This window comes from Modestobacter italicus, from assembly GCF_000306785.1.
Lineage (GTDB): Bacteria > Actinomycetota > Actinomycetes > Mycobacteriales > Geodermatophilaceae > Modestobacter > Modestobacter italicus.
Window position 1 is genome coordinate 5,162,919 of record NC_017955.1, and the last position, 22,763, is coordinate 5,185,681.

At 72.7% G+C, this 22,763-nt stretch carries 17 protein-coding genes and 1 tRNA gene; 8 read left to right on the top strand and 10 right to left on the bottom strand.

Annotation, left to right across the window (positions count from 1 at the left end; all coding sequences use genetic code 11):
- Positions 1 to 3 precede the first annotated feature (3 nt).
- Positions 4 to 1,758, top strand: a complete 1,755-nt coding sequence (locus tag MODMU_RS24545) for an L-lactate permease (protein ID WP_014743107.1) — start codon at positions 4 to 6, stop codon at positions 1,756 to 1,758.
- 18 nt (positions 1,759 to 1,776) lie between these two features.
- Here MODMU_RS24545 and MODMU_RS29835 read toward each other — a convergent pair whose 3' ends face one another.
- From MODMU_RS29835 to dnaK, 5 genes are all read right to left on the bottom strand, one after another.
- The gene (locus MODMU_RS29835) at positions 1,777 to 2,250 is read right to left on the bottom strand and encodes a MarR family winged helix-turn-helix transcriptional regulator (protein WP_051144073.1); all 474 of its coding nucleotides are present in this window, start codon (positions 2,248 to 2,250) and stop codon (positions 1,777 to 1,779) included.
- 89 nt (positions 2,251 to 2,339) lie between these two features.
- Entirely contained in the window at positions 2,340 to 2,771 is a 432-nt protein-coding gene (locus MODMU_RS24555; protein ID WP_014743109.1) for a heat shock protein transcriptional repressor HspR, read from the bottom strand.
- Positions 2,768 to 3,994, bottom strand: coding sequence for a molecular chaperone DnaJ (dnaJ, locus tag MODMU_RS24560; RefSeq protein ID WP_014743110.1), 1,227 nt, complete (start codon positions 3,992 to 3,994; stop codon positions 2,768 to 2,770). The genes MODMU_RS24555 and dnaJ overlap by 4 nt, the downstream gene beginning before the upstream one ends.
- 85 nt (positions 3,995 to 4,079) lie before the next feature.
- Positions 4,080 to 4,811, bottom strand: a complete 732-nt coding sequence (grpE, locus tag MODMU_RS24565) for a nucleotide exchange factor GrpE (protein ID WP_041795601.1) — start codon at positions 4,809 to 4,811, stop codon at positions 4,080 to 4,082.
- A gap of 62 nt (positions 4,812 to 4,873) precedes the next feature.
- A complete protein-coding gene (gene dnaK / locus MODMU_RS24570; RefSeq protein ID WP_014743112.1) occupies positions 4,874 to 6,742 on the bottom strand; it encodes a molecular chaperone DnaK in 1,869 nt (622 codons plus the stop codon).
- A 288-nt stretch (positions 6,743 to 7,030) separates the two neighbouring features.
- Between dnaK and MODMU_RS24575 the strand changes: the two genes are divergently transcribed.
- The 4 genes from MODMU_RS24575 to MODMU_RS24590 all read left to right on the top strand — a co-directional run bounded on the left by MODMU_RS24575 (position 7,031) and on the right by MODMU_RS24590 (position 12,325).
- Positions 7,031 to 9,322 carry a (Fe-S)-binding protein gene (locus MODMU_RS24575; protein WP_014743113.1) on the top strand — a complete coding sequence of 764 codons (2,292 nt, stop codon included), beginning with the start codon at positions 7,031 to 7,033 and terminating at the stop codon, positions 9,320 to 9,322.
- Positions 9,323 to 9,394: 72 nt separating this feature from the next.
- On the top strand, positions 9,395 to 9,955 hold the full coding sequence (locus MODMU_RS24580) for a hypothetical protein (RefSeq protein WP_014743114.1): 561 nt from the start codon (positions 9,395 to 9,397) through the stop codon (positions 9,953 to 9,955).
- A 62-nt stretch (positions 9,956 to 10,017) separates the two neighbouring features.
- Positions 10,018 to 10,983, top strand: a complete 966-nt coding sequence (locus MODMU_RS24585) for a DUF389 domain-containing protein (protein ID WP_014743115.1) — start codon at positions 10,018 to 10,020, stop codon at positions 10,981 to 10,983.
- 43 nt (positions 10,984 to 11,026) lie between these two features.
- Positions 11,027 to 12,325: a CynX/NimT family MFS transporter gene (locus MODMU_RS24590; RefSeq protein WP_041795604.1), complete on the top strand. Its 1,299-nt coding sequence runs from the start codon at positions 11,027 to 11,029 to the stop codon at positions 12,323 to 12,325.
- Here MODMU_RS24590 and MODMU_RS24595 read toward each other — a convergent pair.
- Positions 12,322 to 13,095: a class I SAM-dependent methyltransferase gene (locus tag MODMU_RS24595; protein ID WP_014743117.1), complete on the bottom strand. Its 774-nt coding sequence runs from the start codon at positions 13,093 to 13,095 to the stop codon at positions 12,322 to 12,324. The genes MODMU_RS24590 and MODMU_RS24595 overlap by 4 nt on opposite strands.
- A gap of 74 nt (positions 13,096 to 13,169) precedes the next feature.
- Positions 13,170 to 13,778, bottom strand: a complete 609-nt coding sequence (dcd, locus tag MODMU_RS24600) for a dCTP deaminase (protein WP_014743118.1) — start codon at positions 13,776 to 13,778, stop codon at positions 13,170 to 13,172.
- A 138-nt stretch (positions 13,779 to 13,916) separates the two neighbouring features.
- Here dcd and MODMU_RS24605 point away from each other — a divergent pair.
- Positions 13,917 to 13,990: transfer RNA gene (locus MODMU_RS24605), tRNA-Gly, on the top strand.
- A 596-nt stretch (positions 13,991 to 14,586) separates the two neighbouring features.
- Here the strand turns inward: MODMU_RS24605 and MODMU_RS24610 are convergent.
- Entirely contained in the window at positions 14,587 to 14,994 is a 408-nt protein-coding gene (locus MODMU_RS24610) for a MerR family transcriptional regulator (protein WP_014743119.1), read from the bottom strand.
- Between the two features lie 100 nt (positions 14,995 to 15,094).
- Here MODMU_RS24610 and MODMU_RS24615 point away from each other — a divergent pair, with 100 nt between their 5' ends.
- Positions 15,095 to 16,075, top strand: coding sequence for an arsenic resistance protein (locus MODMU_RS24615; protein ID WP_014743120.1), 981 nt, complete (start codon positions 15,095 to 15,097; stop codon positions 16,073 to 16,075).
- Positions 16,076 to 16,904: 829 nt separating this feature from the next.
- Here the strand turns inward: MODMU_RS24615 and MODMU_RS24620 are convergent.
- Positions 16,905 to 18,089, bottom strand: coding sequence for a cation diffusion facilitator family transporter (locus tag MODMU_RS24620; RefSeq protein WP_014743122.1), 1,185 nt, complete (start codon positions 18,087 to 18,089; stop codon positions 16,905 to 16,907).
- Positions 18,086 to 18,730 carry an ArsR/SmtB family transcription factor gene (locus tag MODMU_RS30235; RefSeq protein ID WP_331437094.1) on the bottom strand — a complete coding sequence of 215 codons (645 nt, stop codon included), beginning with the start codon at positions 18,728 to 18,730 and terminating at the stop codon, positions 18,086 to 18,088. The genes MODMU_RS24620 and MODMU_RS30235 overlap by 4 nt, the downstream gene beginning before the upstream one ends.
- A gap of 375 nt (positions 18,731 to 19,105) precedes the next feature.
- On the opposite strand from MODMU_RS30235, the gene mobF reads away from it, so the two are divergent.
- A complete protein-coding gene (gene mobF / locus MODMU_RS24630; protein WP_014743124.1) occupies positions 19,106 to 22,732 on the top strand; it encodes a MobF family relaxase in 3,627 nt (1,208 codons plus the stop codon).
- The last annotated feature ends 31 nt before the right edge of the window (positions 22,733 to 22,763 follow it).

The following is a 22,763-nucleotide window of genomic DNA, read 5'->3' on the forward strand; positions in this document are numbered from 1 at the left end:
CCCGTGTTCGAACAGGTCCTGGACCCCGTCAACGGGTCCCTCGGGCTCTCCGCCCTCTGCGCCGTCCTGCCGCTGCTGACCCTGTTCGTCCTGCTGGGCGCGCTGCGGGTGAAGGCGTGGATCGCCGGGCTGGTGGCGCTGCTCGTCGCGCTGCTGGTCGCCGTCGTCCTGTACTCGATGCCGGTCGACCAGGCGCTGCTCAGCGCCACCGAGGGCGCCGCCTTCGGGTTCTTCCCGATCCTGTGGATCGTGCTGAACGCGATCTGGGTCTACAACCTGACCGTCGAGACCGGGCACTTCGACGTGCTGCGCCGCTCGTTCGAGAAGGTGAGCCCCGACCAGCGGATCCAGGCGATCATCATCGCCTTCTGCTTCGGCGCCCTGCTGGAGGCCCTCGCCGGCTTCGGCACGCCGGTGGCGATCACCGTGGTCATGCTCATGGCGCTGGGGTTCGCGCCGCTCAAGGCCGCGGCCGTGGCGCTGATCGCCAACACCGCGCCGGTCGCGTTCGGCGCGCTGGCCACGCCGATCGTCACCCTGGCCACGGTCACCTCAGGCGTGAACGACGACCCCGGGCTCACGGTGGACAACCTGGGCGCGATGGTCGGCCGGCAGACGCCGATCCTGGCGATCGTCGTCCCGCTGGTGCTGGTGTTCGTGGTCGACGGCAAGCGCGGGGTCCGGCAGACCTGGCCGGTGGCGCTGGTGTCCGGCCTGGCCTTCGCCCTCGCCCAGTTCGTCGCCGCCAACTACATCTCGGTGCCGCTGACCGACATCATCGCCGCCCTGGTCTCCGCCGCCGCCATCGTGGCGATGCTGCGGGTCTGGACGCCGGCCGAGTCCCCGGACCTGGCCCGCGAGGCGGTGGCCGCCGGCGGTGGCCGGCACACCGGGGAGGTCGGTGCCGGCGCGACCGCCGGCGAGGAGCTGGGCGACCGTCCCGGCAGCCAGGGTCCGCGCGACCCGGGCGCCCCGGCCAGCCGGGAGGACGGCCCGGTCGTGCCGGACACCCGCGGCGAGGTGCTGAAGGCCTACGCGCCCTACCTGATCATCATCGTGATCTTCTCGATCGCGAACATCAGCGCGGTGAAGACGGCGCTGGCCGCGTCGCCGTGGACGACGGTCTTCGCCTGGCCGGGGCTCGACGTCTTCGGGCCGGGCTCGGACACCGAGCTGGCCTCCACCAGCTACACCTTCAACTGGCTGCCCGCGGCGGGCACGCTGATGATCCTCGCCGGCATCCTGACCATGGTCGTGCTCAGGATCTCGCCCGCGCGCGGGCTGCGGGCCTACGGCCGCACGTACGCCGAGCTCAAGTGGGCGATCGTCACCGTCATGGCGGTGCTGGCGCTGGCCTACGTGATGAACCAGTCCGGCCAGACCACCTCGCTGGGTGCCTGGCTGGCCCAGACCGGCGCCTTCTTCGCCTTCCTGTCCCCCATCCTGGGCTGGATCGGGGTCGCGGTGACCGGGTCGGACACCTCGGCGAACGCGCTCTTCGGCGCGCTGCAGGTGCAGACGGCGGCCGGCGCCGGGCTCGACCCGGTGCTGCTCGCGGCGGCGAACACCTCCGGCGGCGTGCTGGGCAAGATGGTCAGCCCGCAGAACCTGGCCATCGCGGCGGCTGCGGTCGGCATGGCCGGCAAGGAGGGTGAGCTCTTCCGGAAGGTGTTCGGCTGGAGCTTGGTCCTGCTGCTGGGCATGTGCGTGATCGTCGTGCTGCAGTCGACCGGCGCGCTCAGCTGGATGATCCCCTAGGCGGGGGCCCCGGCTGGGTCAGGAGCGGGTGGCCTCTGCCTCGCGCTCCTCGCCCAGCCGGTTCAGCCGGCCGAGCAGCTGGGCCAGGGTCGCGACGTCGGTGGTCTCCCAGCCGGCGAGGTCGGCCTCCCACCGCTCGCGGCGGGCGTCGCGCAGCTGGCTGAGCCGGCGGTGGCCCTCCGGGGAGGTGGAGAGCACCTGGGCGCGGCCGTCGTCGGGGTCGGCGGCCCGGTCGACCAGGCCGAGCGCCACCAGCGAGGCGACCTGGCGGCTGACCGTGCTCTTGTCCAGCCCGAGCCGGGCCACGACGTCGCTGGCGCGCAGCGGGCCGGCGTCGTCCAGCAGGACGAGCAGCCCGTACGCGGCGCCGTCGAGGTCGGCGTGCAGCTGGCCGGCCAGCCGGCCTTGGATCGCGCGCGAGCGGCGCAGCAGCAGGGCGATCTCCCGCTCGAGGACGACGAACGCCGCATGGCAGTCCGGGGTGCTGTCCACCAGAGGTCGCTCCACGGAGACGCGAGGTGCACTGTCGACGGTCACACCGTTCATCACGAGCGGTGCGCCCGCTGCGTTCCCGGGTCCGGTCACGGATGTCCGGTCGGGCGCCACACCACCAGTGCCGAGCTCGAGGTGCGCGGGACCAGGTCGCGGCGGTAGGCGGCCGAGACGGCCGACTCCGCCGCGATCCGGCGGGTCTCGGACAGCTCGAGCTCGTCGAGCAGCTCCGCGACCCGGCCCTGCAGCGCCTCGACCCGCGACTCGAGCTCGATGATGCGCTTGATGCCGGCCAGGTTGACGCCGTCCTCCTGGCTCAGCCGCTGCACCTCGCGCAGCAGCGCGACGTCGCGGGGGCTGTAGCGCCGCCCGCCGCCGGCGGTGCGGCCGGGGCTGACCAGCCCCAGCCGGTCGTACTGGCGCAGCGTCTGGGCGTGCATGCCGGCGAGCTCGGCGGCCACGGAGATCACGAAGACCGGCGCGTCCTCGGCGAACGCCCGGCCCGGCTCGGGGAGGCTCATCGGGCACCTCCGCCGCGCAACACCTCGGTGATCTCCGGCCTGGGGTCGTCGGGCAGCTCGGCGGCGAGCTTCTCGATCGCCTCCCGGGCACCCGGGGTGAGCCGGGCCGGGACCGCGACCTCCACGGTGACCAGCAGGTCGCCGGTGCTGCCCTTGCCCGGCACGCCCCGGCCGCGGACCCGGAAGGTGCGCCCGCTGGAGGTGCCGGCCGGGACCTTGAGCGACACCGACCCGTCGAGGGTGGGGACGGTCAGCGTCGTCCCGAGCGCCGCCTCGGCGAAGGACACCGGGACGGTCAGGGTGAGGTCGTTGCCGGTCCGGCCGAACAGGTCCGACCCGGACACGTGGACGACGACGAACAGGTCACCCGCCGGTCCGCCGCGCCGGCCGGGTGCGCCCTTGCCGGCCAGCCGGATGCGCTGGCCGTCCTTGACGCCGGCCGGGATCCGGACGGTGATGGTGCGGGTCTGCGTGGTGACGCCGCTGCCCTTGCACTCCGGGCACGGGTCGTCGACCACCGAACCGGTGCCCCGGCACTCCCGGCACGGCTCGGAGAACGCGAACGCGCCCTGGCTGCGGCTGGTGACCCCGGCGCCGTTGCACACCGGGCAGGTGTGCGGGCTGGTGCCGGGCCGGGCACCGTTGCCGTGGCAGGTCGCGCAGGTGCCCGGGCTCTGCATGCGCAGCGGCACCGTCACGCCGAGGACCGCCTCGTCGAACGCGAGCGTCGCCTCGGTCTCCACGTCCTGCCCGCGGGCCGGACCGGACGCGGCCTGCTGCCGGCTCCGGGTGCCACCGGGAGCGGCGCCGCCGGTGAACAGCCCGCCGAAGATGTCGCCCAGGCCGCCGGCCCGGCCGGCACCGGGGGCACCGCCGCCGCCGAAGATGTCGCCCAGGTCGAAGGGCTGCCCACCCGGGGCACCGCCGGGGAAGCCCCCCGGGAAGCCGCCGGGGGCGCCGGCGCCGGGCCGGAAGCCGCCGGAGCCGAACATCCGGCGGGCCTCGTCGTACTCGGCCCGCCGCTTGGCGTCCGAGAGCACGTCGTAGGCCTCGGAGACCTCCTTGAAGCGTGTCTCCGCCTGGGTGTTCCCCGGGTTCTTGTCCGGGTGCAGCTCACGGGCCAGCTGCCGGTATGCCTTCTTGATGGCCGCGGCGTCGGCGTCCTTGGCGACGCCCAGGGCCGCGTAGTAGTCCTTCTCGATGAAGTCCCGGGTGCTGCTCATCGGGCGCCTCCTCTCTGTCCAGCTGCTGACGAGCCGGTCTCCCCTCCGCGCTGCGGAGGGGGGACCGGCCGGGTGGTGGTCGTGCTCAGCCGGCGGCCGGGCCCGCGCCCGGCTGCTCGTCGGCGGGGGCGTCGGCGCTCGCCGGCTCGGCGGCGGCCGGCGCCGGCGACTCCGGGTCGGTCACGCCGACCATCGCCGTCCGCAGCACCCGGTCCCCGCGCCGGAACCCCGGCCGGAGCACGGTGGTCGCGGTCGGCTCGGACACCTCGGGCGAGGTGTCGTGCAGCACCGCCTCGTGCAGCGCCGGGTCGAACGGGTCGCCCGGCGCGCCGAACGCCTCCACGCCGAGCCCCTCGAGCAGGCCCAGGACGCGGTCGGCGACGACCTTGAAGGCGCCGGTCAGGTCGCCGTGGTCACGGGCCCGCTCGATGTCGTCGACGATCGGGAACAGCTGGCCGGCGAAGCGCTCCGCGGCCTGGTCGACCACCAGCACCCGGTCCCGCTCGACCCGGCGCCGGTAGTTGGCGTACTCCGCGGTGACCCGCTGGAGGTCCTCGGTGCGCTCGGCCAGCTGGCGCGTGGCGTCGTCGACGACCACCCCGCCCACCGGCTCGTCGACGAGGTCCGCCGGGGTCTCGCTGAACTGCTCGCTCATCTGCTCTCCCTGCTCCGGCACGGTCTCGCGCGGGTCTCCCTGCGCCGGCCGGGCGCTGATCGGCTCCTGCTCGGCCGGCACCCGGGCCGCACCGCTGGTCGGGTCGATGCGCCGCTTGTCCCGGATCACGACCCGGGGCGGTTGCTCGTCCTGTTGGCTCATCGTCTCCCCCCGCGCCACCGGCCCGGTCTCTCGGGCCGGTGGACACGATCACGGACGGCGGGTCACTTCTTGTCGGGGTCCTCGTCGACGATCTCGGCGTCCACGACGTCGTCGTCGGAGGCGGTGCTCCCCGTCGCGCCGGTGTCGAACCCGGCGTCACCGGCACCCGGGGCGCCGGCACCGTCGGCCTGCGCCTGGGCGTACAGAGCGCCACCGACCTCCTGCGAGACCCGAGCGACCTTCTCCTGCGCGGTCTTGATCGCGGCGATGTCGGAGCCGCCGAGGGAGGAGCGCAGCTCGGTCAGGGCCTCACCCAGCTCCTCCTTCTTGTCGGCCGGGATCTTGTCGCCGTTCTCCGCGAGGAACTTCTCGGTCTGGTACTGCAGCGACTCGGCGAGGTTGCGGGTCTCGGCCTCGTCGCGACGCTTCTTGTCCTCCTCGGCGTGCGCCTCGGCGTCGCGCATCATCCGCTCGATGTCGTCCTTGGGCAGGGCCGAGCCGCCGGTGATGGTCATCGACTGCTCCTTGCCGGTGCCCAGGTCCTTCGCGTGGACGTGGACGATGCCGTTCGCGTCGATGTCGAAGGCGACCTCGATCTGCGGGACGCCGCGCGGGGCCGGCGGGAGACCGGTCAGCTCGAACATGCCGAGCTTCTTGTTGTAGGCGGCCATCTCCCGCTCGCCCTGGAAGACCTGGATCTGCACGGAGGGCTGGTTGTCGTCGGCCGTCGTGAAGATCTCGCTGCGCTTGGTCGGGATCGTGGTGTTGCGCTCGATGAGCTTGGTCATGATCCCGCCCTTGGTCTCGATGCCCAGGGACAGCGGGGTGACGTCGAGCAGCAGGACGTCCTTGACCTCACCGCGGAGCACGCCGGCCTGCAGCGCGGCACCCACGGCGACGACCTCGTCGGGGTTGACGCCCTTGTTGGGCTCCTTGCCGCCGGTCAGCTCGCGGACCAGGTCGGTGACGGCGGGCATCCGGGTGGAGCCACCGACGAGGACGACGTGGTCGATGTCGCCGACCTTGACGCCGGCGTCGCGGATCGCCTGGTTGAACGGGGCCTTGGTCCGGTCCAGCAGGTCCTGGGTCAGCCGCTGGAACTCGGCGCGGGTGATCGTGACGTCCAGGTGCAGCGGGCCGTCGGCACCGGCGGTGATGTAGGGCAGGTTGACGTTGGTCGACTGCGCGCCGGACAGCTCGATCTTCGCCTTCTCCGCGGCCTCGCGGAGGCGCTGCATGGCCAGCTTGTCCTTGGACAGGTCGATGCCGGACTGCGCGTTGAACGTCTGCACCAGGTGCTTGACGACGCGCTCGTCCCAGTCGTCACCACCGAGCTTGTTGTCACCGGCGGTGGACTTGACCTCGATGACGCCGTCGCCGATCTCCAGCAGCGAGACGTCGAAGGTGCCACCACCGAGGTCGAAGACCAGGATGGTCTGCTCGGTCTCGCCCTTGTCCAGGCCGTAGGCCAGCGCGGCCGCGGTGGGCTCGTTGACGATGCGCAGCACGTTGAGCCCGGCGATCTCCCCGGCCTCCTTGGTGGCCTGGCGCTGGGCGTCCTCGAAGTAGGCCGGGACGGTGATGACGGCCTCGGTCACCGGCTCGCCCAGGTAGGTCTCGGCGTCGCGCTTGAGCTTCTGCAGCACCCGGGCGCTGATCTCCTGCGGGGTGTACTGCTTGCCGTCGATGTCGCCGGTCTTCCAGGTGGTGCCGATCTCGCGCTTGACGCTGCGGATCGTCCGGTCGACGTTGGTGACGGCCTGGTTCTTGGCCGACTGGCCGACGAGGACCTCGCCGTTCTTGGCGAAGGCCACCACCGACGGGGTGGTGCGGGCGCCCTCGGAGTTGGCGATGACGGTGGGCTCGCCGCCCTCGAGGACCGCGACGACGGAGTTCGTCGTGCCGAGGTCGATACCGACTGCTCGTGCCATGGGAGACCTCTCCTTGCTGTGACGGGGGTGGTGCTGGTCCGGGAGCCGAGCGCCGGGTGGCTCCTGCGGGTGCCGCAGGGCCTTGCGCCGGGTCCGCTCAACTTTCCTGCCCAGGGTAACGGCAGTCCCCGGGTCCGTGTTCCCGGGGTCCACCGGCCCCGGCTCGTCGGCCCGCTGCTCCACCGGGCGGCGGGCGGTCTGGGGTTACTGACGAGTAGCCTGCAGCGACCCGGTTATCGTCCGTCCGGGTGGGCGATGACGCCTGCGCACGCGCACGAGAGGGAGCCCATGGGCCCGTTGCAGATCGTCCTCGGCACGCTGGCCGTGCTCCTGCTGGTCGTGTCGGTGGTCTACGCCACCAAGGCGGTCCGCGCGATGCTGCGCATCTTCCGGACCGGCCAGCCCGACCCCACCCGCTCCGGGGACGTCGGCCCGCGCCTGAAGACGCTCGCGGTGGAGTCCCTCGGCCACACCCGAATGCTCAAGTGGTCGGCGATCGGTGCCGCGCACTGGTTCGTCTTCCTGGGCTTCTACGGCCTGTTCCTCACCCTGGTCGAGGCGTTCGGGGAGGTGTGGGACCCGGAGTGGCACCTGCCGCTGATCGGCGAGTGGAGCCTGTGGAACCTCTTCGTCGACGTCATCGGCACCGGCACGGTGCTGGGCATCGTCTACCTGATCATCCGGCGCCAGCTCGACCACCCGCGCCGCAAGGGCCGCGCCAGCCGCTTCGCGGGGACCAACGAGGGCCGCGGCTACTTCGTCGAGGCCGTCGTCCTCACCATCGGCCTCTGCATCCTGCTGATCCGGGCGGTCAAGATCTCCGCCGGGCTGACCGACGCCCCCGGCTGGTCGCACCCGGTGTCCGGGGCGCTGAGCAACCTCGTCCCGGGCAACCCCGACCTGCTGAGCGTCATCGCCTTCGTGAAGATCGTGGTCAGCCTCGTCTGGCTGATCACCATCTCCCGCATCCTCAACATGGGCGTCGCCTGGCACCGGTTCAGCGCGTTCTTCAACATCTACTGGAAGCGCGAGGCGAGCGGCGGCGTGGCGCTGGGCCCGCTGCAGCCGATGATGAGCGCCGGCAAGCCGATCGACTTCGAGGACCCGGGCGAGGACGACCTCTTCGGCCGCGGCAAGATCGAGGACTTCACCTGGAAGGGGATGCTGGACTTCACCACCTGCACCGAGTGCGGGCGGTGCCAGAGCCAGTGCCCGGCCTGGAACACCGGCAAGCCGTTGTCGCCGAAGATGGTGATCATGGACCTGCGGGACCACCTGTACGCCAAGGCCCCGTACCTCACCGGCGCGACCAAGGCCTCCGACGAGGCGCCGAACTTCGCCGACTTCACCACCCTCGAGCCCAGCGCAGAGCAGGAGTGGGCGTCGGGCTACGCCCGCATCGAGGGCACCAACGACGCCCAGGCGCACCGCCCGCTGGTCGGCACGCTCGAGGAGGGCGGGGTCATCGACCCCGACGTCCTGTGGAGCTGCACCAACTGCGGGGCCTGCGTCGAGCAGTGCCCGGTCGACATCGAGCACGTCGACCACATCATGGACATGCGCCGCTACCAGACCATGATCGAGTCGAGCTTCCCCTCCGAGGCCGGCGTGATGATGCGCAACCTGGAGAACCGCGGGAACCCGTGGGGCGTGGGCGGCAACGTCCGCGAGGACTGGATGAAGGACCTGGACTTCGAGGTCCGGCAGGTCGACGGCGCGATCGACGACGACGTCGAGTACCTGTTCTGGGTCGGCTGCGCCGGCGCCATCGACGACCGGGCCAAGAAGGTCACCAAGGCCGTCGCCGAGCTGCTGCACATGGCCGGGGTGGAGTTCGCCGCCCTCGGCAACGGCGAGACCTGCTCCGGTGACCCGGCCCGCCGGATGGGCAACGAGTTCCTGTTCCAGCAGCTGGCCATGGAGAACGTCGAGACGCTCAACGCGGTCTTCGAGGAGCGCCCGGCCGGCCGGCGCAAGATCGTCGCCACCTGCCCGCACTGCTTCAACTCGATCAACCGGGAGTACCCGCAGCTCGGCGGCGACTACGACGTCGTCCACCACACACAGCTGCTCGGCCAGCTCGTCGAGGAGGGCCGGCTCACCCCGGTCACCCCGGTCGACCGCAAGGTGACCTACCACGACCCGTGCTTCCTGGGCCGGCACAACAAGGTCTACACGCCCCCGCGGGAGATCCTCGACTCCGTCCAGGGGCTGACCACCCAGGAGATGCACCGCTGCAAGGACCGCGGCTTCTGCTGCGGCGCCGGCGGCGCGCGGATGTGGATGGAGGAGAAGATCGGCAAGCGGATCAACGTCGAGCGCACCGAGGAGGCGCTCGACCTCGACCCCGACGTCATCTCCACCGCCTGCCCGTTCTGCATCACCATGCTCAGCGACGCGGTGACCAGCAAGAAGCAGGCAGGGGAGGCCAAGGAGCACGTCGAGGTGCTCGACGTCAGCCAGATCCTGCTCCGCTCGCTGGCACCGGTCGGCGCACCCGGCGCGGAGTCCGGGCCGGGCGTGGGCACCGAGCCCGACGACCCGGCGGGCACGGGCTCACCCGCCACGCAGCACGAGTAAGGACCCCGTCCTCCTCACCCCTCGCAGGCTCGGGGCGAGCCTCTGGACGGGGCCGAAGGGACACTGGGCACCGTGAGCTCCTTCTTCGGTGGTGTGCGGGGGCGGGAGGACCCGGAGCTGGCGGCGGGCAACCGCCGCACCCGGCTGCACTACGCCCGCGACGTCAACGACCAGCGGGCGCTGGCCGACGACACGCCACCCATCCGGCGCGGCCGGAACTGGACCTGGTTCGTCGTCGCCGCCGTCGTCATGGCGGTGCTCGGCTTCGCCGGCAGCCGGGGGGCCGAGGAGGTGCCGATCACCGCCGACTGCGACACCCCGGCGATCGCCGTGGCCAGCAGCGCGGTGACCGCCGGCGAGGCGCTGCGCTTCCGGCTGACCGGGCCGGACGACACCGACTACGTGGTCACCCTGGACGGCGCACCGGTCCGCGGGGACGCCGGCAGCAGGGTCTCCTACACCCAGACGGCGGCCGGGCCGGCGCTGCGGCTGCAGCAGTGCCTGAGCCCGACGCTGCTGCTGGCCACGCCGGCCGGGGACGGCCCGCACCAGCTGGCCGTGCTCCGGCTGGCCGCGGACGGCACGACCAGCGAGGTCGCCGCCACCACCCTCACGGTGAGCGGCACGCGATAGCGGGAGAGCCGGTCTCCCTCAACCCTCGCAGGAGCGCGACGGGGGCCCGGCAGAGTGGCCTGGTGCTCCTCCACCTGCGCATCACCGCCCCGCCGGACCGGAGCGACGACGTCCGCGCCCTGCTCGACTCCGACCCGGGGGTCGCCCACCTGGCGGTCGTGACCGGCGGCTCGGTGCGCCCGCCCGGTGACCTCTTCCTCGTCGACGTCGCGCGGGAGTCGGCGGACCAGCTGATCGAGGCGCTGCGGCAGCTGCACGTGGACCGGGACGGCGGCATCGCCATGGAGGCGGTGGACGCCGCCGTGTCCCGCCCCGCTGAGGAGGCCGAGCGGCGGGCGCCGGGTGACGGGTCGGACGCCGTCGTCTGGGAGCAGGTCGTCCGCTCGACGGCGGCCGACGCAGCGCTCTCGGTCTCCTACCTGACGTTCCTGACCATCGCCACGCTGCTGGCGGCCGTCGCGATCGTCAACGACTCGGCCCCGCTGGTGATCGGCGCGATGGTGCTCGGGCCCGAGTTCGGCCCGCTGGCCGCGCTCGCCGTCGCGCTGGTGCACCGGCGCAGGGCCATGGGCGTGCAGGCGGTCGTCTCCCTCGTCGTCGGCTTCGCCGTGGCGATCGCCGTCACCGTGGTCGCGGCCCTCGCCGGCCGCTGGCTGGGGTGGTTCGGCACCGACCTGCTGGCAGCCGACCGGCCGGCGACCGGGTTCATCACCCAGCCGGACCGGTGGTCCCTGGTGGTGGCGGTGCTGGCCGGGATCGCGGGTGTCCTCTCCCTAACGTCCGCCCGGTCCGGTGCGCTGGTCGGGGTGTTCATCTCGGTGACCACGGTCCCGGCGGCCGGCGAGATCGCGCTGGCGATCGCGCTGGGCAGCGGCACGGACCTCCGCGAGGCGGCCACCCAGCTGGGCGTCAACCTCGTCGGCATCCTGCTGGCCGCCACCGCCACCCTGCTGCTGCAGAAGGCCGTCTGGCACCGGGTGCCCCAGGTGGTACCGCGGGTGCAGCGGGTGGGCCACGCGCGCAACTGACCCGCTGCACCGGGCCCGGGCCTCCGGAGGAAGATGGCCGGACGTGACCGCCGCCGCGCCGCCGAGACCGCCCGTGCAGCGCCGGGGGCTGGTGCTGGTCGCGGCCGCGATCGTGCTGACCGGGTTCAACCTGCGCACCGCGGTGAACAGCATCGGCCCGGTCCTCGAGGAGATCGAGCAGGGGCTGGGCATCTCCTCCGGCCTCGCCGGGCTGATCACCAGCATGCCGCTGCTGTGCTTCGCGGTGATCGGCTTCGCCGGGCCCCCGCTGGCCGCCCGCTACCGCGACGGGCACGTGCTGGCGGCAGCGCTGATCGTGATGACCGCCGGCCTGCTGGTCCGGGTCGCCGTCCCCGCCGTGGCGTTCTTCCTGGTCGGCACCGTGCTGACCATGGTCGGCGGTGCGCTGGGCAACGTGCTGCTGCCGAGCCTGGTGAAGAAGTGGTTCCCCGACCGCACCGGGCTGCTGGTCGGCGCCTACAGCACCTCCCTGGCCGTCGGTGGTGCGGTCGCCGCCGTCTCCACCGCACCGATCGCCGAGGCCGTCGGCGCCGACGGCTGGCGCTGGGCGCTGGGCATCTGGGCGGTCTTCGCGTTCCTCGCGGCCCTGCCGTGGCTCCTCGTCCCGCGGCACCCGGGTGCCGGGAGCAGCGCGCGGCGCCCCGTGCGGCTGCGGGCGCTGACCCGCAGCCGGCTGGCGTGGGTGATGGCGGCGTTCTTCGGCCTGCAGGCGGTGGAGGCCTACGTCGTCGTCGGCTGGACGGCGCAGTACCTGCGCGACGAGGGGATGTCGGCCAGCAGCGCCGGCGTGCTGGTCGGGGTCAACGCGCTCATCGTCATCCCGCTCAACGCCGTCGTCCCGACCGCCGCCGTCCGGCAGCGGCTGCAGCGACCGATGCTGGTCGGCTTCGTCTGCTGCTACCTGGCCGGCTGGACCGGGCTGCTGCTGGCGCCGCTGGCGGTGACCTGGCTGTGGGTGTCGCTGCTCGGCGTGGGCATGGGCACCTTCTCGATGGTGCTGACCCTGATCGGCCTGCGCGGGCGCACCCCCGAGTCGGTGGCTGCGCTGTCCACCGTCTCGCAGGGCTGGGGGTACGCGCTGGCCGGCGCCGGACCGCTGCTCGTCGGCCTGCTCCGCGGGGTGACCGGCGGCTACGGCGGCATGTTCGTCATCGCCTACGCGTCGACCGCAGGGCTGCTGGTCAGCGGCTGGATGGTCTGCCGCGAGCGCTACGTCGACGACGAGGTGCCCGGGCTGTTCGGCGACCGGTCACCCGCGGACGGCGACCCCGCCGTCGAGGTGGCCGGCACCGAGCCCGCGGTGGTCGTCCGGGAGCGCTAGACACTCAGCTGCAGCGCCCGCAGGAGCTCGGTGGACCGGTCGCGCGGCGCCTCGGGCGAGCGGGTGAGCAGCGCGACCGCTACGACGTAGGAGCCCTCGCCGGCCCAGCCGTGGCCCTCGGCGGTGAGCCGGGCGATGTGCTCGGCGACCTTGGGCTCGCTGCTGTACGCGCCGAACTCCAGCCCCATCGCCAGGAAGTTCGCCACCCGGTAGCCCAGCTCGCCGGCCGCGGCCAGCGTCGCCGCCGGGTCGGAGTAGCTGGGCAGCGCGACCAGCAGGTGGTCGAAGCCGGCCTTGAGCAGCCGGAGCACCAGGTCGTTGCCGTACCAGCCGCCCCACAGCTCCGGCATCAGGATGTCGCCGTCCGGGGCCGGGATGTAGGGCGGGTTGGCGATGACCGTGGAGGTCCGCGCGCCCTCCGGGGAGTCGGCCCAGGCGAAGAAGTCACCGAGCTCGACGGTGTACCGGTCGCCGACCCCCAGGTCGTCGATGGTCCGGCGGGCGCGCTCGACCGAGGCGGCGCTGATGTCGGTGCCGTGCACGGTCAGCCCGGGGACGGCGCGGACGACGTGCGCGATGGCCCGGGCGTCACCGCTGCCCAGCTCGGCCACGCCCTCGGTCTGCCAGGGAACAAGGGCGGCGTACTGGGTGAGCAGCAGCTGGACGGAGAACGCGTAGTGCGCCGACTCCTCCGCGCAGTCGAAGGAGCCGTTCCCGCCCTGGTCGCCCGAGGGCTGGGGCAGCAGAACAGCGGTGTCCCGGGGGTCCATGCGGACCTCTCTACCCCACTCGGCGGCCCGTCATCCGGCGTCGCACGACAGTTCATCCGGCCGTAGGACGCCCGTCAGGAGGGGAGCGCGTCCCCCGCGGCGGCGGGCCGGGTCTCGGCCCGGCTGAAGTTCCGGAACGACCGGGACGGCGTGGGGCCGCGCTGGTCCTGGTACCGGGAGCCGTAGACCGCCGAGCCGTAGGGGTGCTCGGCCGCCGAGCTCAGCTGGAACAGGCAGAGCTGGCCGATCTTCATGCCCGGCCAGAGCGTGATCGGCAGGTTGGCCACGTTGGACAGCTCGAGGGTGATGTGGCCGGAGAACCCCGGGTCGACGAAGCCGGCGGTCGAGTGCGTCAGCAGCCCGAGACGCCCCAGCGAGCTCTTCCCCTCGAGCCTCGCGGCGAGGTCGTCGGGGATGCTCACCACCTCGAGCGTCGAACCGAGCACGAACTCCCCGGGGTGCAGCACGAAGGGCTCGTCGCCGTTGGGCTCCACCAGCGTGGTCAGGTCGTCCTGCTGCTGCGCCGGGTCGATGTGGGTGTACCGGGCGTTGTTGAACACCCGGAAGAACCGGTCGAGCCGGACGTCGATGCTCGAGGGCTGCACCATCGCGGCGTCGTAGGGCGCCAGGCCCAGCCGGCCGTCGGCCAGGGCGGCCCGGATGTCGCGGTCGGACAGCAGCATGGCGCGGAGTCTAGGGAGTGCCGCTCCCGGTGCGGCCACCTCCCGGGCGGACGGCACCGGCTCCGTGGCCGCGCGGCGGAGTTGCTACGCTGTCTGCCGAGGCCGCGAGCAGCGTGGGAACGCGCAGCTCAGGCCGTCGCGGGTGTAGTTCAATGGTAGAACATCAGCTTCCCAAGCTGACAGTGCGAGTTCGATTCTCGTCACCCGCTCCACGTAAAGCAGCAGGTCAAGCCGCATGTTTAGTCTTCCAATGGATTACTGGACACCCGTCTAGATGGCCCGTATCAGCCCCCTATAACCCTTGGTTTTCCGCCCCGTAGGTCATGTACAGGTCACGCCGAGGGACTGACCGCGCAGGTGAGACCCTCGTTTGGCGGCATGACCCGAGCCGTGACCAACATCGGTCACACCACCCGCCGGCAGATCCTCTCGGGCTCCGCCTCCCGGTCCACAGCGAGGCGACAGCGTCGAAGCATGGGACTGCGGGGACGCGGCCGCCGCTGCGTCGGACGCTGCGCTGGGAGGCGGCACCCGCCCCATCACCGCGGCAGTCTCTCCGACCGCGCCGGCCGCCGGAAGGGCGCTTGCGCGTCCCTCCGGGATGGGCCTTCGGCCCACCCTTCCCCCGGCGCTGCGCAGTCGGAGGGAAGCGGGTTATGGGGAAGCGGGGTGGACCCTCGGTTGACCGTCCGGCAGCGTTGGTCCCCGAACGCGGCTCTAGGGACAGATAGGTCGCGCCGCGTCCCGTTCCCACCCGATGTCCGAACCGGGAGGGCATGGCGTCCAAGCCCGGTTCGGTTCAGGCGGCTCAGGTGGTTGCGGTGAGGCGTAGCGCGCATTCCGATGAGCACAGCTCGTCGCGGTCGGGGCAGCTGGCCAGGCCGGCGCTGGCCGCGCGCAGACGTCGGCTCAGGCGGTCGAGCCGGGTTCGCTTCTCCTCGATTCGGCGCAGTTGCCGGGCGAGCAGGGGTAGGAGGCTGTCGCGGACCTCGGTGCAGGAGCGGGTCTGGAGCGCGTCGAGGTGGCGGGCGATCTCCTCCAGCGGCAGGCCGAGCTCCTTGCTCGCCTCGATGAGGTCGAGCCGGCCGAGCACGTTCTCGTCGTAGTCGCGGTAGCCGTTGCTCGCCCGCCGGGCGGCGATCAGGCCGATCGTCTCGTAGTACCGCAGCGTTGTCGCCGGCACGCCGCTGCGCCGGCTGACCTCGGAGATGCGCACACCGGCCAGGCTAGGCGCCGGCTGCCGGTTTGACCTTCGAGCGGCTCGAAGCTCTACCGTCTGCTGCCGTGCTCACCTCGCTGTCCGGCAGCCGCCGCGGATGACGTCCCCCGTCGCGTGGCTGGAGCGCCACCAGATCGGGCTCTACCTCGTCGCGATCGCCGCCGGTGGGGCGATCGGGGTCTTCCTGCCGGCGGCCGAGCGTGTCGAAGTGGCCATCTACCCCGTCCTCGGGCTGCTGCTGTACGCGACGTTCCTCGGGGTGCCGTTCGCCTCGATCGGTGCGGCGCTGCGCGACGGGCGGTTCCTGGCAGCGGTGCTCGTCCTGAACTTCGCGGTGGTCCCGCTGGTCGCCTACGGGCTGTCCCGGTTCGTCGCCGACCGCCCCGCGCTGCTGTTCGGGGTGCTGCTGGTGCTGCTGACGCCGTGCATCGACTACGTCATCGTCTTCAGCGGCCTGGCCGGCGGCGCGTCGGAGCGGTTGCTGGCCGCCGCGCCGCTGCTGATGCTCGCCCAGGTCCTGCTGCTGCCGGTGTACCTGCTGCTGTTCATCGGCCCCGAGGGCGTCGCCGTCGTCGACGTCGGCCCGTTCGCCGAAGCCTTCCTGGTGCTGATCGTGGTGCCCCTGGCCGCGGCCGCGGCGACCCAGGCGCTGGCCGCGCGCAGCCGCGCCGGCCGCAACCTCGAGTCGGCGATGCTGGCGGCGATGGTGCCGCTGATGATGGCGACCTTGCTCGTCGTGGTCGCCTCCCAGGCCGGGACGGTGCGGATGCAGGCGTCCCAGCTGCTGATTCTGGTGCCGATCTACGCCGGGTTCCTGGTCGTCATGGCGGTGCTCGGTGTAGGTGCCGGCCGGCTGTTCGGGCTCGATGTCCCGTCCCGGCGCGCGCTGGTCTTCAGCGGTGCCACCCGCAACTCGCTGGTGGTCCTGCCGCTGGCGCTGGCGCTGCCGGCGTCGCTTGCGCTGGCGCCGGTGGTCGTGGTCACCCAGACCCTCGTCGAACTGATCGGCATGGTCATCTACGTGCGCCTGGTGCCCACCCTCGTGCCGCAGCGCCGCATGCCGCGGACGTTGCCGTAGCCGGCGCCGCCACCGGTCAAGGCGCGGCTGGCTCGGGCCGGGCGGGGCGCCGGCCGATTTCCACGGGCACGGGACCGGGCGCCGCGGTGGCGCATGCCGCTGCCCAGCGCGCCCCCCCGACGGCGGACGACGACCACCGCGACGGTGGCCGCGGCGACCGTGACGGCGAACAGGATCCCCGGCGAAGGGACCCGTCAGCGCGGTCGCGGCCCGCGCCGGTGACGCCGATGCCCCACCAGCCATCAGCGGTGCGGCGCAGCAGACCGCGCAGGCCTCCGCTCCGGCGCCGACCAGGCCGCCGCGCAGCCGCGAGCGCCTGCCCGCGGTCGGTTCCGCCTAGGGACGATTCGGTAGTGCGAGGAAGCCGGCAGCCGGCCGCCTGGCCGGGCAGCACGAGGCCCGTCTCCGCCGTTCAGGTTCCAGACGTGCGTCTTGCCCGTGGCTGCGCGACCGCGGTGAAGGCCAGCGCGATCCGGTAGTCCAGCGCGACGTCCCCGGCGTGGGCGGCGAACCCAGCGACGGAGTTGATCCTTGATGATGACCAGCGAGGTGCCGACCGCGAGGGTCATCGGCAGCCCGAGCAGCAGAACCAGCGCGGGGGATGATCAGTCGCCGGAGGGCAGGTCGGGGCCGCGGTCAAGGAAACGGTGCACCGCCGACGGCCGCCACCATGGACGCCGAGGTGAGCGACGGGCTCCCTCTCAGCGGCTGACGGGTGCCTGCGCCCTATACGACCATCACGTCGCCCAGCTCCACGAGGCCGTCTACCAGGCCGAGCACCTACGCCTCGTCGCTCCGGACGGATGCGGCTCGGGCTTCGCCGTGGCAGTCAGTCGCGGGTCGTGCCGGCCCCCGGTTCCACTGCCCGATGGTGGGCCAGCGCCGCATGGTGATCGTGGCCACCGCGATCCAACGGGCTGACGTGCACCGTGGCGTCGATCAGGCGCGGAACGTCGTGCAGCAGCCGGTGGTGGACGTCGACGGCGATGGCGTGGCCCTGGATGACGCCGATGTCGGGATCGACGAGAACTGCCGCCTCGGCGCGGAGGCGGTGCCCGGTCCAGCGCACCCGCAGTCGCTCCACACCGAGCACCCCGGGAGCGGTGCTGATGCTGGTTTCGGCGGCGTCGACCAGCTCCGGCTCCACCGAATCCATCAGGCGGCGGAAGATGTCGGTCGCCGCACCCTTGAGTACGAACAGGATCGCCACGGTGATGCCGAGGCCGACCAGGGGGTCGGCGAGCGGGAAGCCGGCCAGGACGCCGAGGGCGCCGAAGACGACGGCGAGAGAGGTGAATCCGTCGGTGCGGGCGTGCAGGCCGTCGGCGACCAGCGCCGCGGAGCCGATCTTGCGGCCGACGCGGATGCGGTACAGGGCGACGAGCTCGTTGCCAGCGGCGCCGATGAGGCCGGCGGCGATGACGACGCCGACATTGGTGAGCGGCTGGGGGTCGATCAGCCGGCGGATGGACTCGTAGCCGGCCACGACCGCCGAAAGGGCGATCATGAAGACGATGAAGACCCCGGCGAGGTCCTCGGCGCGGTCGTAGCCGTAGGTGTAGCGGCGGGAGGCGGCACGCCGGCCGAGAACGAACGCGATCCACAGCGGAACGGCGGTCAGCGCGTCGGAAAAGTTGTGGATCGTGTCGGCGAGCAGGGCGACCGACCCGGTGAAGTAGACGACCACCGCTTGCGCGAAGGCGGTGATCATCAACGCGACCAGGCTGATCTTCAGGGCCCGTACGCCCTCCCTGCTGGTCTCCAGCGCGGAGTCGATCGAGTCGGCGGAGTCGTGGCTGTGCCGCCGGAAGACCGAGGCGAGCAACCCCGTGAGTCCCCGCGGATGGTCATGCCCGTTCCCGTGGCCGTGGTCGGACCCGTGGTCATGGGTGCGGCCGTCGGCGTGGTCGTGTCCGTGGGATCGGTTGTGGCCGTCCGCATCGCCAGGATCGTGGCCGGAAGCACGACCGCTGGAGACGTTGTCGGGTTGGTTGGGGTGGCCGGCGGCGGTCATGGCCGATCCGTTGCGGTCGTGGAGGTGGGCTGGGTCAGGCGGCGGACGCCGGCGTCGGCGCGGTGGTGCTCGGGGATGCCGGCGCTGGCATGGTCGGCGTTGTCGAGTGCGTCGGTGACCAGTCGGGCGATGTGCTCGTTCTCCAGGCGGTAGTAGATCTGGGTGCCTTCCCGCCGGGTATGCACCAGCCGACTCATCCGCAGCTTCGCGAGGTGCTGGGACACCGAGGCCGGCAGTTTGCCCACCTCGCCGGCGAGCTCGTTGACCGACAGTTCCCGGTCGATCAGCGCCCACAACAGCTGGATGCGGGTGCTGTCGGCGAGCATGCGGAAGACCTCGACGGCCAGACTCACCTGGTCGCCCGGGAGTGGACGTCGAGCGCCCGAGCTATCTGCGTTCATACGCGGATAATAGACCGTGACCCTCGTCGCCCTATCTCGGGCGGGGTAGGGACGAGGGCGACGACTCGCTCGCGCGGCCCCCGGCCCGGGTCTCGGTGGCATCGATACCCGCGCCGGCTGACAAGCGGGGCGACCCGGGCCTTCCCCCACCTGCGCTGAGGCGACTGCTCGGTGCGGTGTGACCCTCGGCCAGAGAAGTTGGACCCGACAGGGCCACCGCCGACCCTCGCGGCGGCCCATCCCCGGGGTGAACGGACCCAACGACCCCACGGAGCACGCCGCCACAGGGCCGCCACAGGGACGCCAGAGTTGCGGATCCAGGCCGGGCACCCACCTCGGGCCGGAAGGTCACGGCGCGCCGAATGCGAGAAAGGATCCGCGGCGCCTCGAACAATCAACGACTACACGTTTCCTTAGTCACGACCCGAGACTGCCCCCGCATACGTTGACTATCAACCATAGCGAAGCCTTTCGAATAACCCCGCATACGCTTGCAGCAATACGGCACGCATGCTACCAATAGAGGTAGCTCGGGCCCCGCTTCGCGGGGCCCAGTGGCGTTTATAGGGGTGACGTGTTGGCCATTATTGGGTGGCGTTGAGATTGCATGGGGGAATGAAGGTGTACGTCGGCGACCCGGCCGCCGCCCGCGCCTATGTGGAGGCCGACCGGGGTCGGGCCGATGACTACTACCTCACCGAGGGCTCCGGGTTCGCCCGCCGCTTCACCGTCACCGACGGGCGCGTGGCCGAGCTGGTCCCGCTGACCGGCGATGCCTACGAGACGTGGGTCGCCGGCCGTGACCCCAGCAGTGGAGAGTCGCGTGGGTGGCTGCGTGACGACGAGCATGCGGTGCGGTTCGTGGAGGTGGTGGTCAACGGTCCGAAGACCTGGTCGCTGGCCGCCGCGCTGCACCCGGACATCGCCGAGGCGTACGAGGCGGCCCAGGACCGGGCTGCCGGGCAGATCGTCGCCTGGCTCTCGCAGCACGCCACCACCCGGGTCGGCCCGCGCGGCGGGCAGGTGCAGGTGCCACTGGAGGTGCTGGAGGCGGCGACGGTGCGGCACTACACCTCCCGGGCGGAAGACCCGCACTGGCACCTGCACCTGCAGCTCCTGTCCCGGGTGTTCGCCGCCGGGAAATGGCGCGGGCTGCACACCGTCGGCATCCGCGACTCGCTCGGGGCGATCAACGGCATCGGGCACGCGGCGATGGCGTGTGACCCGGAGTTGAACGCCGCATTCGCCGCGCACTGCTACACGAAGGACGCGACTGGAGAAATACTGGAGCTGGCCGACTATGTCGGCCCGTTCAGCGCCCGGCACGCGCAGATCACCCGGAATGTGGACCGCTACGAACGGGAATGGGCGACCGCGCACCCCGGTGACCACCCCGGCCCGGCGCTGCGCCGAGCGTGGGACGCCCGAGCGTGGGTCGACGGCCGCCCGGACAAGGTCACCGCCCAGCCCGGGGTCAGGCTGGAGGAACGCTGGCGGGCCGACCTGTCCGCTCTCGGCTACCGCGACCCGGGCAGGCCGGTCGCCCTGGCGCCCACCCCGATCGGGGCCCTCGATCGCGACGAGCTGGTGCAGCGCGCACTGACCCGACTCGCGGCCGGGCGGTCGGCGTGGAACGCCGCCGACATCCGGGGCGAGGCCGAGCGGCTGATCGCCGCCGCAGGCGTCGTCGCCGACGCACCGGTGCGCATCGAGCTGGCCGAAGACCTCACCGCCCGCGCCCTGGACCAGTGCCTACCCCTCCTGCAGCGGGACGGGGTGCCCGAGCACATCCGCGCCTGGACCTCCCAGCCGGTCCTCGACGTCGAAGCCGATCTGACCACCCGGCTCGCCGCCCGCGCCGCGCACTGCGTGCCTGACACCGGCCCGGCATTCCCGGTCGACCGCGCGGCCGCCGCCGGCCGGCTGGATGCCCGGCAGGCCGCGGCGGTCGCCGCGCTGGCCGGCGACCGGCCCCTGGTGGTGGTCGAGGGCGCCGCGGGGGCGGGCAAGACCACCACCCTCGCCGCTACCCGCGACCTGCTCGAGGCGCGGGGCCGCCGGCTCGTGGTGGTCACCCCTACGCGGAAGGCGGCCAAGGTGGCCGCCGGCGAGGTGGGGACGGCCGCCGGGTCCGCGGCGTCCCTCGCCTTCCAGCACGGCTGGCGCTGGGACGACGAGGGGCGTTGGACCAGGCTCGCCGTCGGCGAGGTCGACCCGGCGACCGGCCGGGTCTACGCCGGGCCGAGCGAGGCCGCGCAGATACATCCCGGGGATCTTCTGCTGGTGGATGAGGCCGGGATGCTCGACCAGGACACCGCCCGCGCTCTGCTGACTGTCGCCGACGAGTGCCAGGCCCGGGTGGCGCTGCTCGGTGACCGGCACCAGCTGTCCGCGGTCGGCCGCGGCGGCGTCTTGGACGTGGCCATCGGACAGGCCGACCCGGGGGCGCACCTGACACTCGACGCGGTGCACCGCTTCACCCGCACCGACCAGGACGGCCGCACAGCACCCGACACCGGCTACGCCGCGCTGACCCTGGCCATGCGCACCGGCAAGGACCCCGGCGCGATCTTCGACGCCCTCCTCGCCCGCGGCCAGATCCGGCTGTTCCCCGGCGCCGCCGCGCTACAGGACATGCTGGCCACCACCGCCGCCTCCTCATATGCCGACGGCCGCCGAGTGGCCGTGGTGGTGGACACCCGCGAACAAGCCGCCGAACTCAACAACGCCATCCGCGAACGGCTGGTCACCGCCGGCCGGGTCGATGACCGGACGGTGGCCGTCACCGGCGCCGGGGAGCGGATCGGCGTTGGGGACCGGATCGCCACCCGGCGCAACGACCGCCACCTCGACGTCGCCAACCGCGACACCTGGACCGTCACCGCCGTCACCCGAAACGGCGCGCTGGTTGTCACCCCGACCGGCCCTGACACCGATGACGTTCCCGGCGGTGTCACCCCAGACCCACAAGGGGCGCGGGTGCTGCCCGCCGACTACGTCACCGCGCGCGTCGAGCTCGCCTACGCCAGCACCGCCCACGGCGTCCAAGGCGAGACCGTCACCGCCGCACACGTGGTGATCGGCCAGCACACCGGCGCGGCGTCGGCCTACGTCGGCATGACCCGCGGCCGGGAGACCAACACCGCCCACCTCGTCGCCGCCGATGCAGACGACGCCCGGGTGCAGTGGGTCGCCGTGTTCGCCCGCGACCGGGCTGACCTCGGCCCCGCGCACGCCGCCCAGCTCGCCGCCGCCGAGGCGGCCCGCTACGCCCCATCCCGCCCGCTGGAGGAGGTTCTGGTCGAGCTGCGCGCGGCGTGGACGGCCGAGCAGCGCTGCCTTCAGCGACTTGCCTACTGGGAGCCGCAGCGCGAGACGCTGCGCGAGGTCGTCGCGCTCGAAGCCCCCCATGCCGGCGAACTCGCGCACCTCGAAGCCGCCCGAGATCAGACGGCGCTCGCTGCGGAACAGGCCAGAGGCCGGGCCGGGGACAGCGGCGCGGCCGTCGCCGCCCACACGGAGCAGGTCCGCGACACCCTGCTCGCGCGTTGGGACGGCGAACGCGACGCCGCCCGTCAAGCCGCGCGGGTGGTGCTCGACGGCTCCGGTCGGTTCGGCCTCCGGCGCGGCGCGGTGGCTCGAGCCGGCGAGCAGCTCGCCGACTGGGCCGACCGGTGGCGCCCACACGTGCCGTCCCTGCCCACCGAAACCGGTGAGCTCGCCCCGGTCGCCGGCTGGTTCGACGACCGCTCCGCCCTGTGGGGGGCGTTCGCCGCCTCCGCCCGCCAGGCGGCCGAACAGGCCCACCCAGAACACGCCCAGCTCCGCGCCGCAGCCGACACCGCCCGGCACGCGGCAGAGCAGGCCATACGCGCACTGGCCGAGGCGGGCCAGCGGCGCGACGAGCGGCTCGACCCCTTCGGGCCCGCGGCCTGGACCCCCGATCCGGCCGGCCGGCTCACGGACCTCCAGCGCGACATCGCCACCACCCGCCAGGAGCTCACCGACACACGCGCGCGCATCGCGACCCTCACCGCCGAACCGGCTCTCCTCGCCCAGCCCGCTGATCGGCTCACCCGCGAACGCGAGGCCTGGCGCACACGGCGCACGGCGGGCCCCGAGCAGCGCGGATCGGTGCGCCTGGGCCTAACCGCGCCCGTCCCGGGCGTTCCCCGGCCCGAGGAGGAGCGCCTCGGTCCGTTCCTTCCCCGGCGTGATACCGCCCCAGGCATCGGCCGATGACGGCGGCCTCCGCCGACGCCCGCTGCGGGCT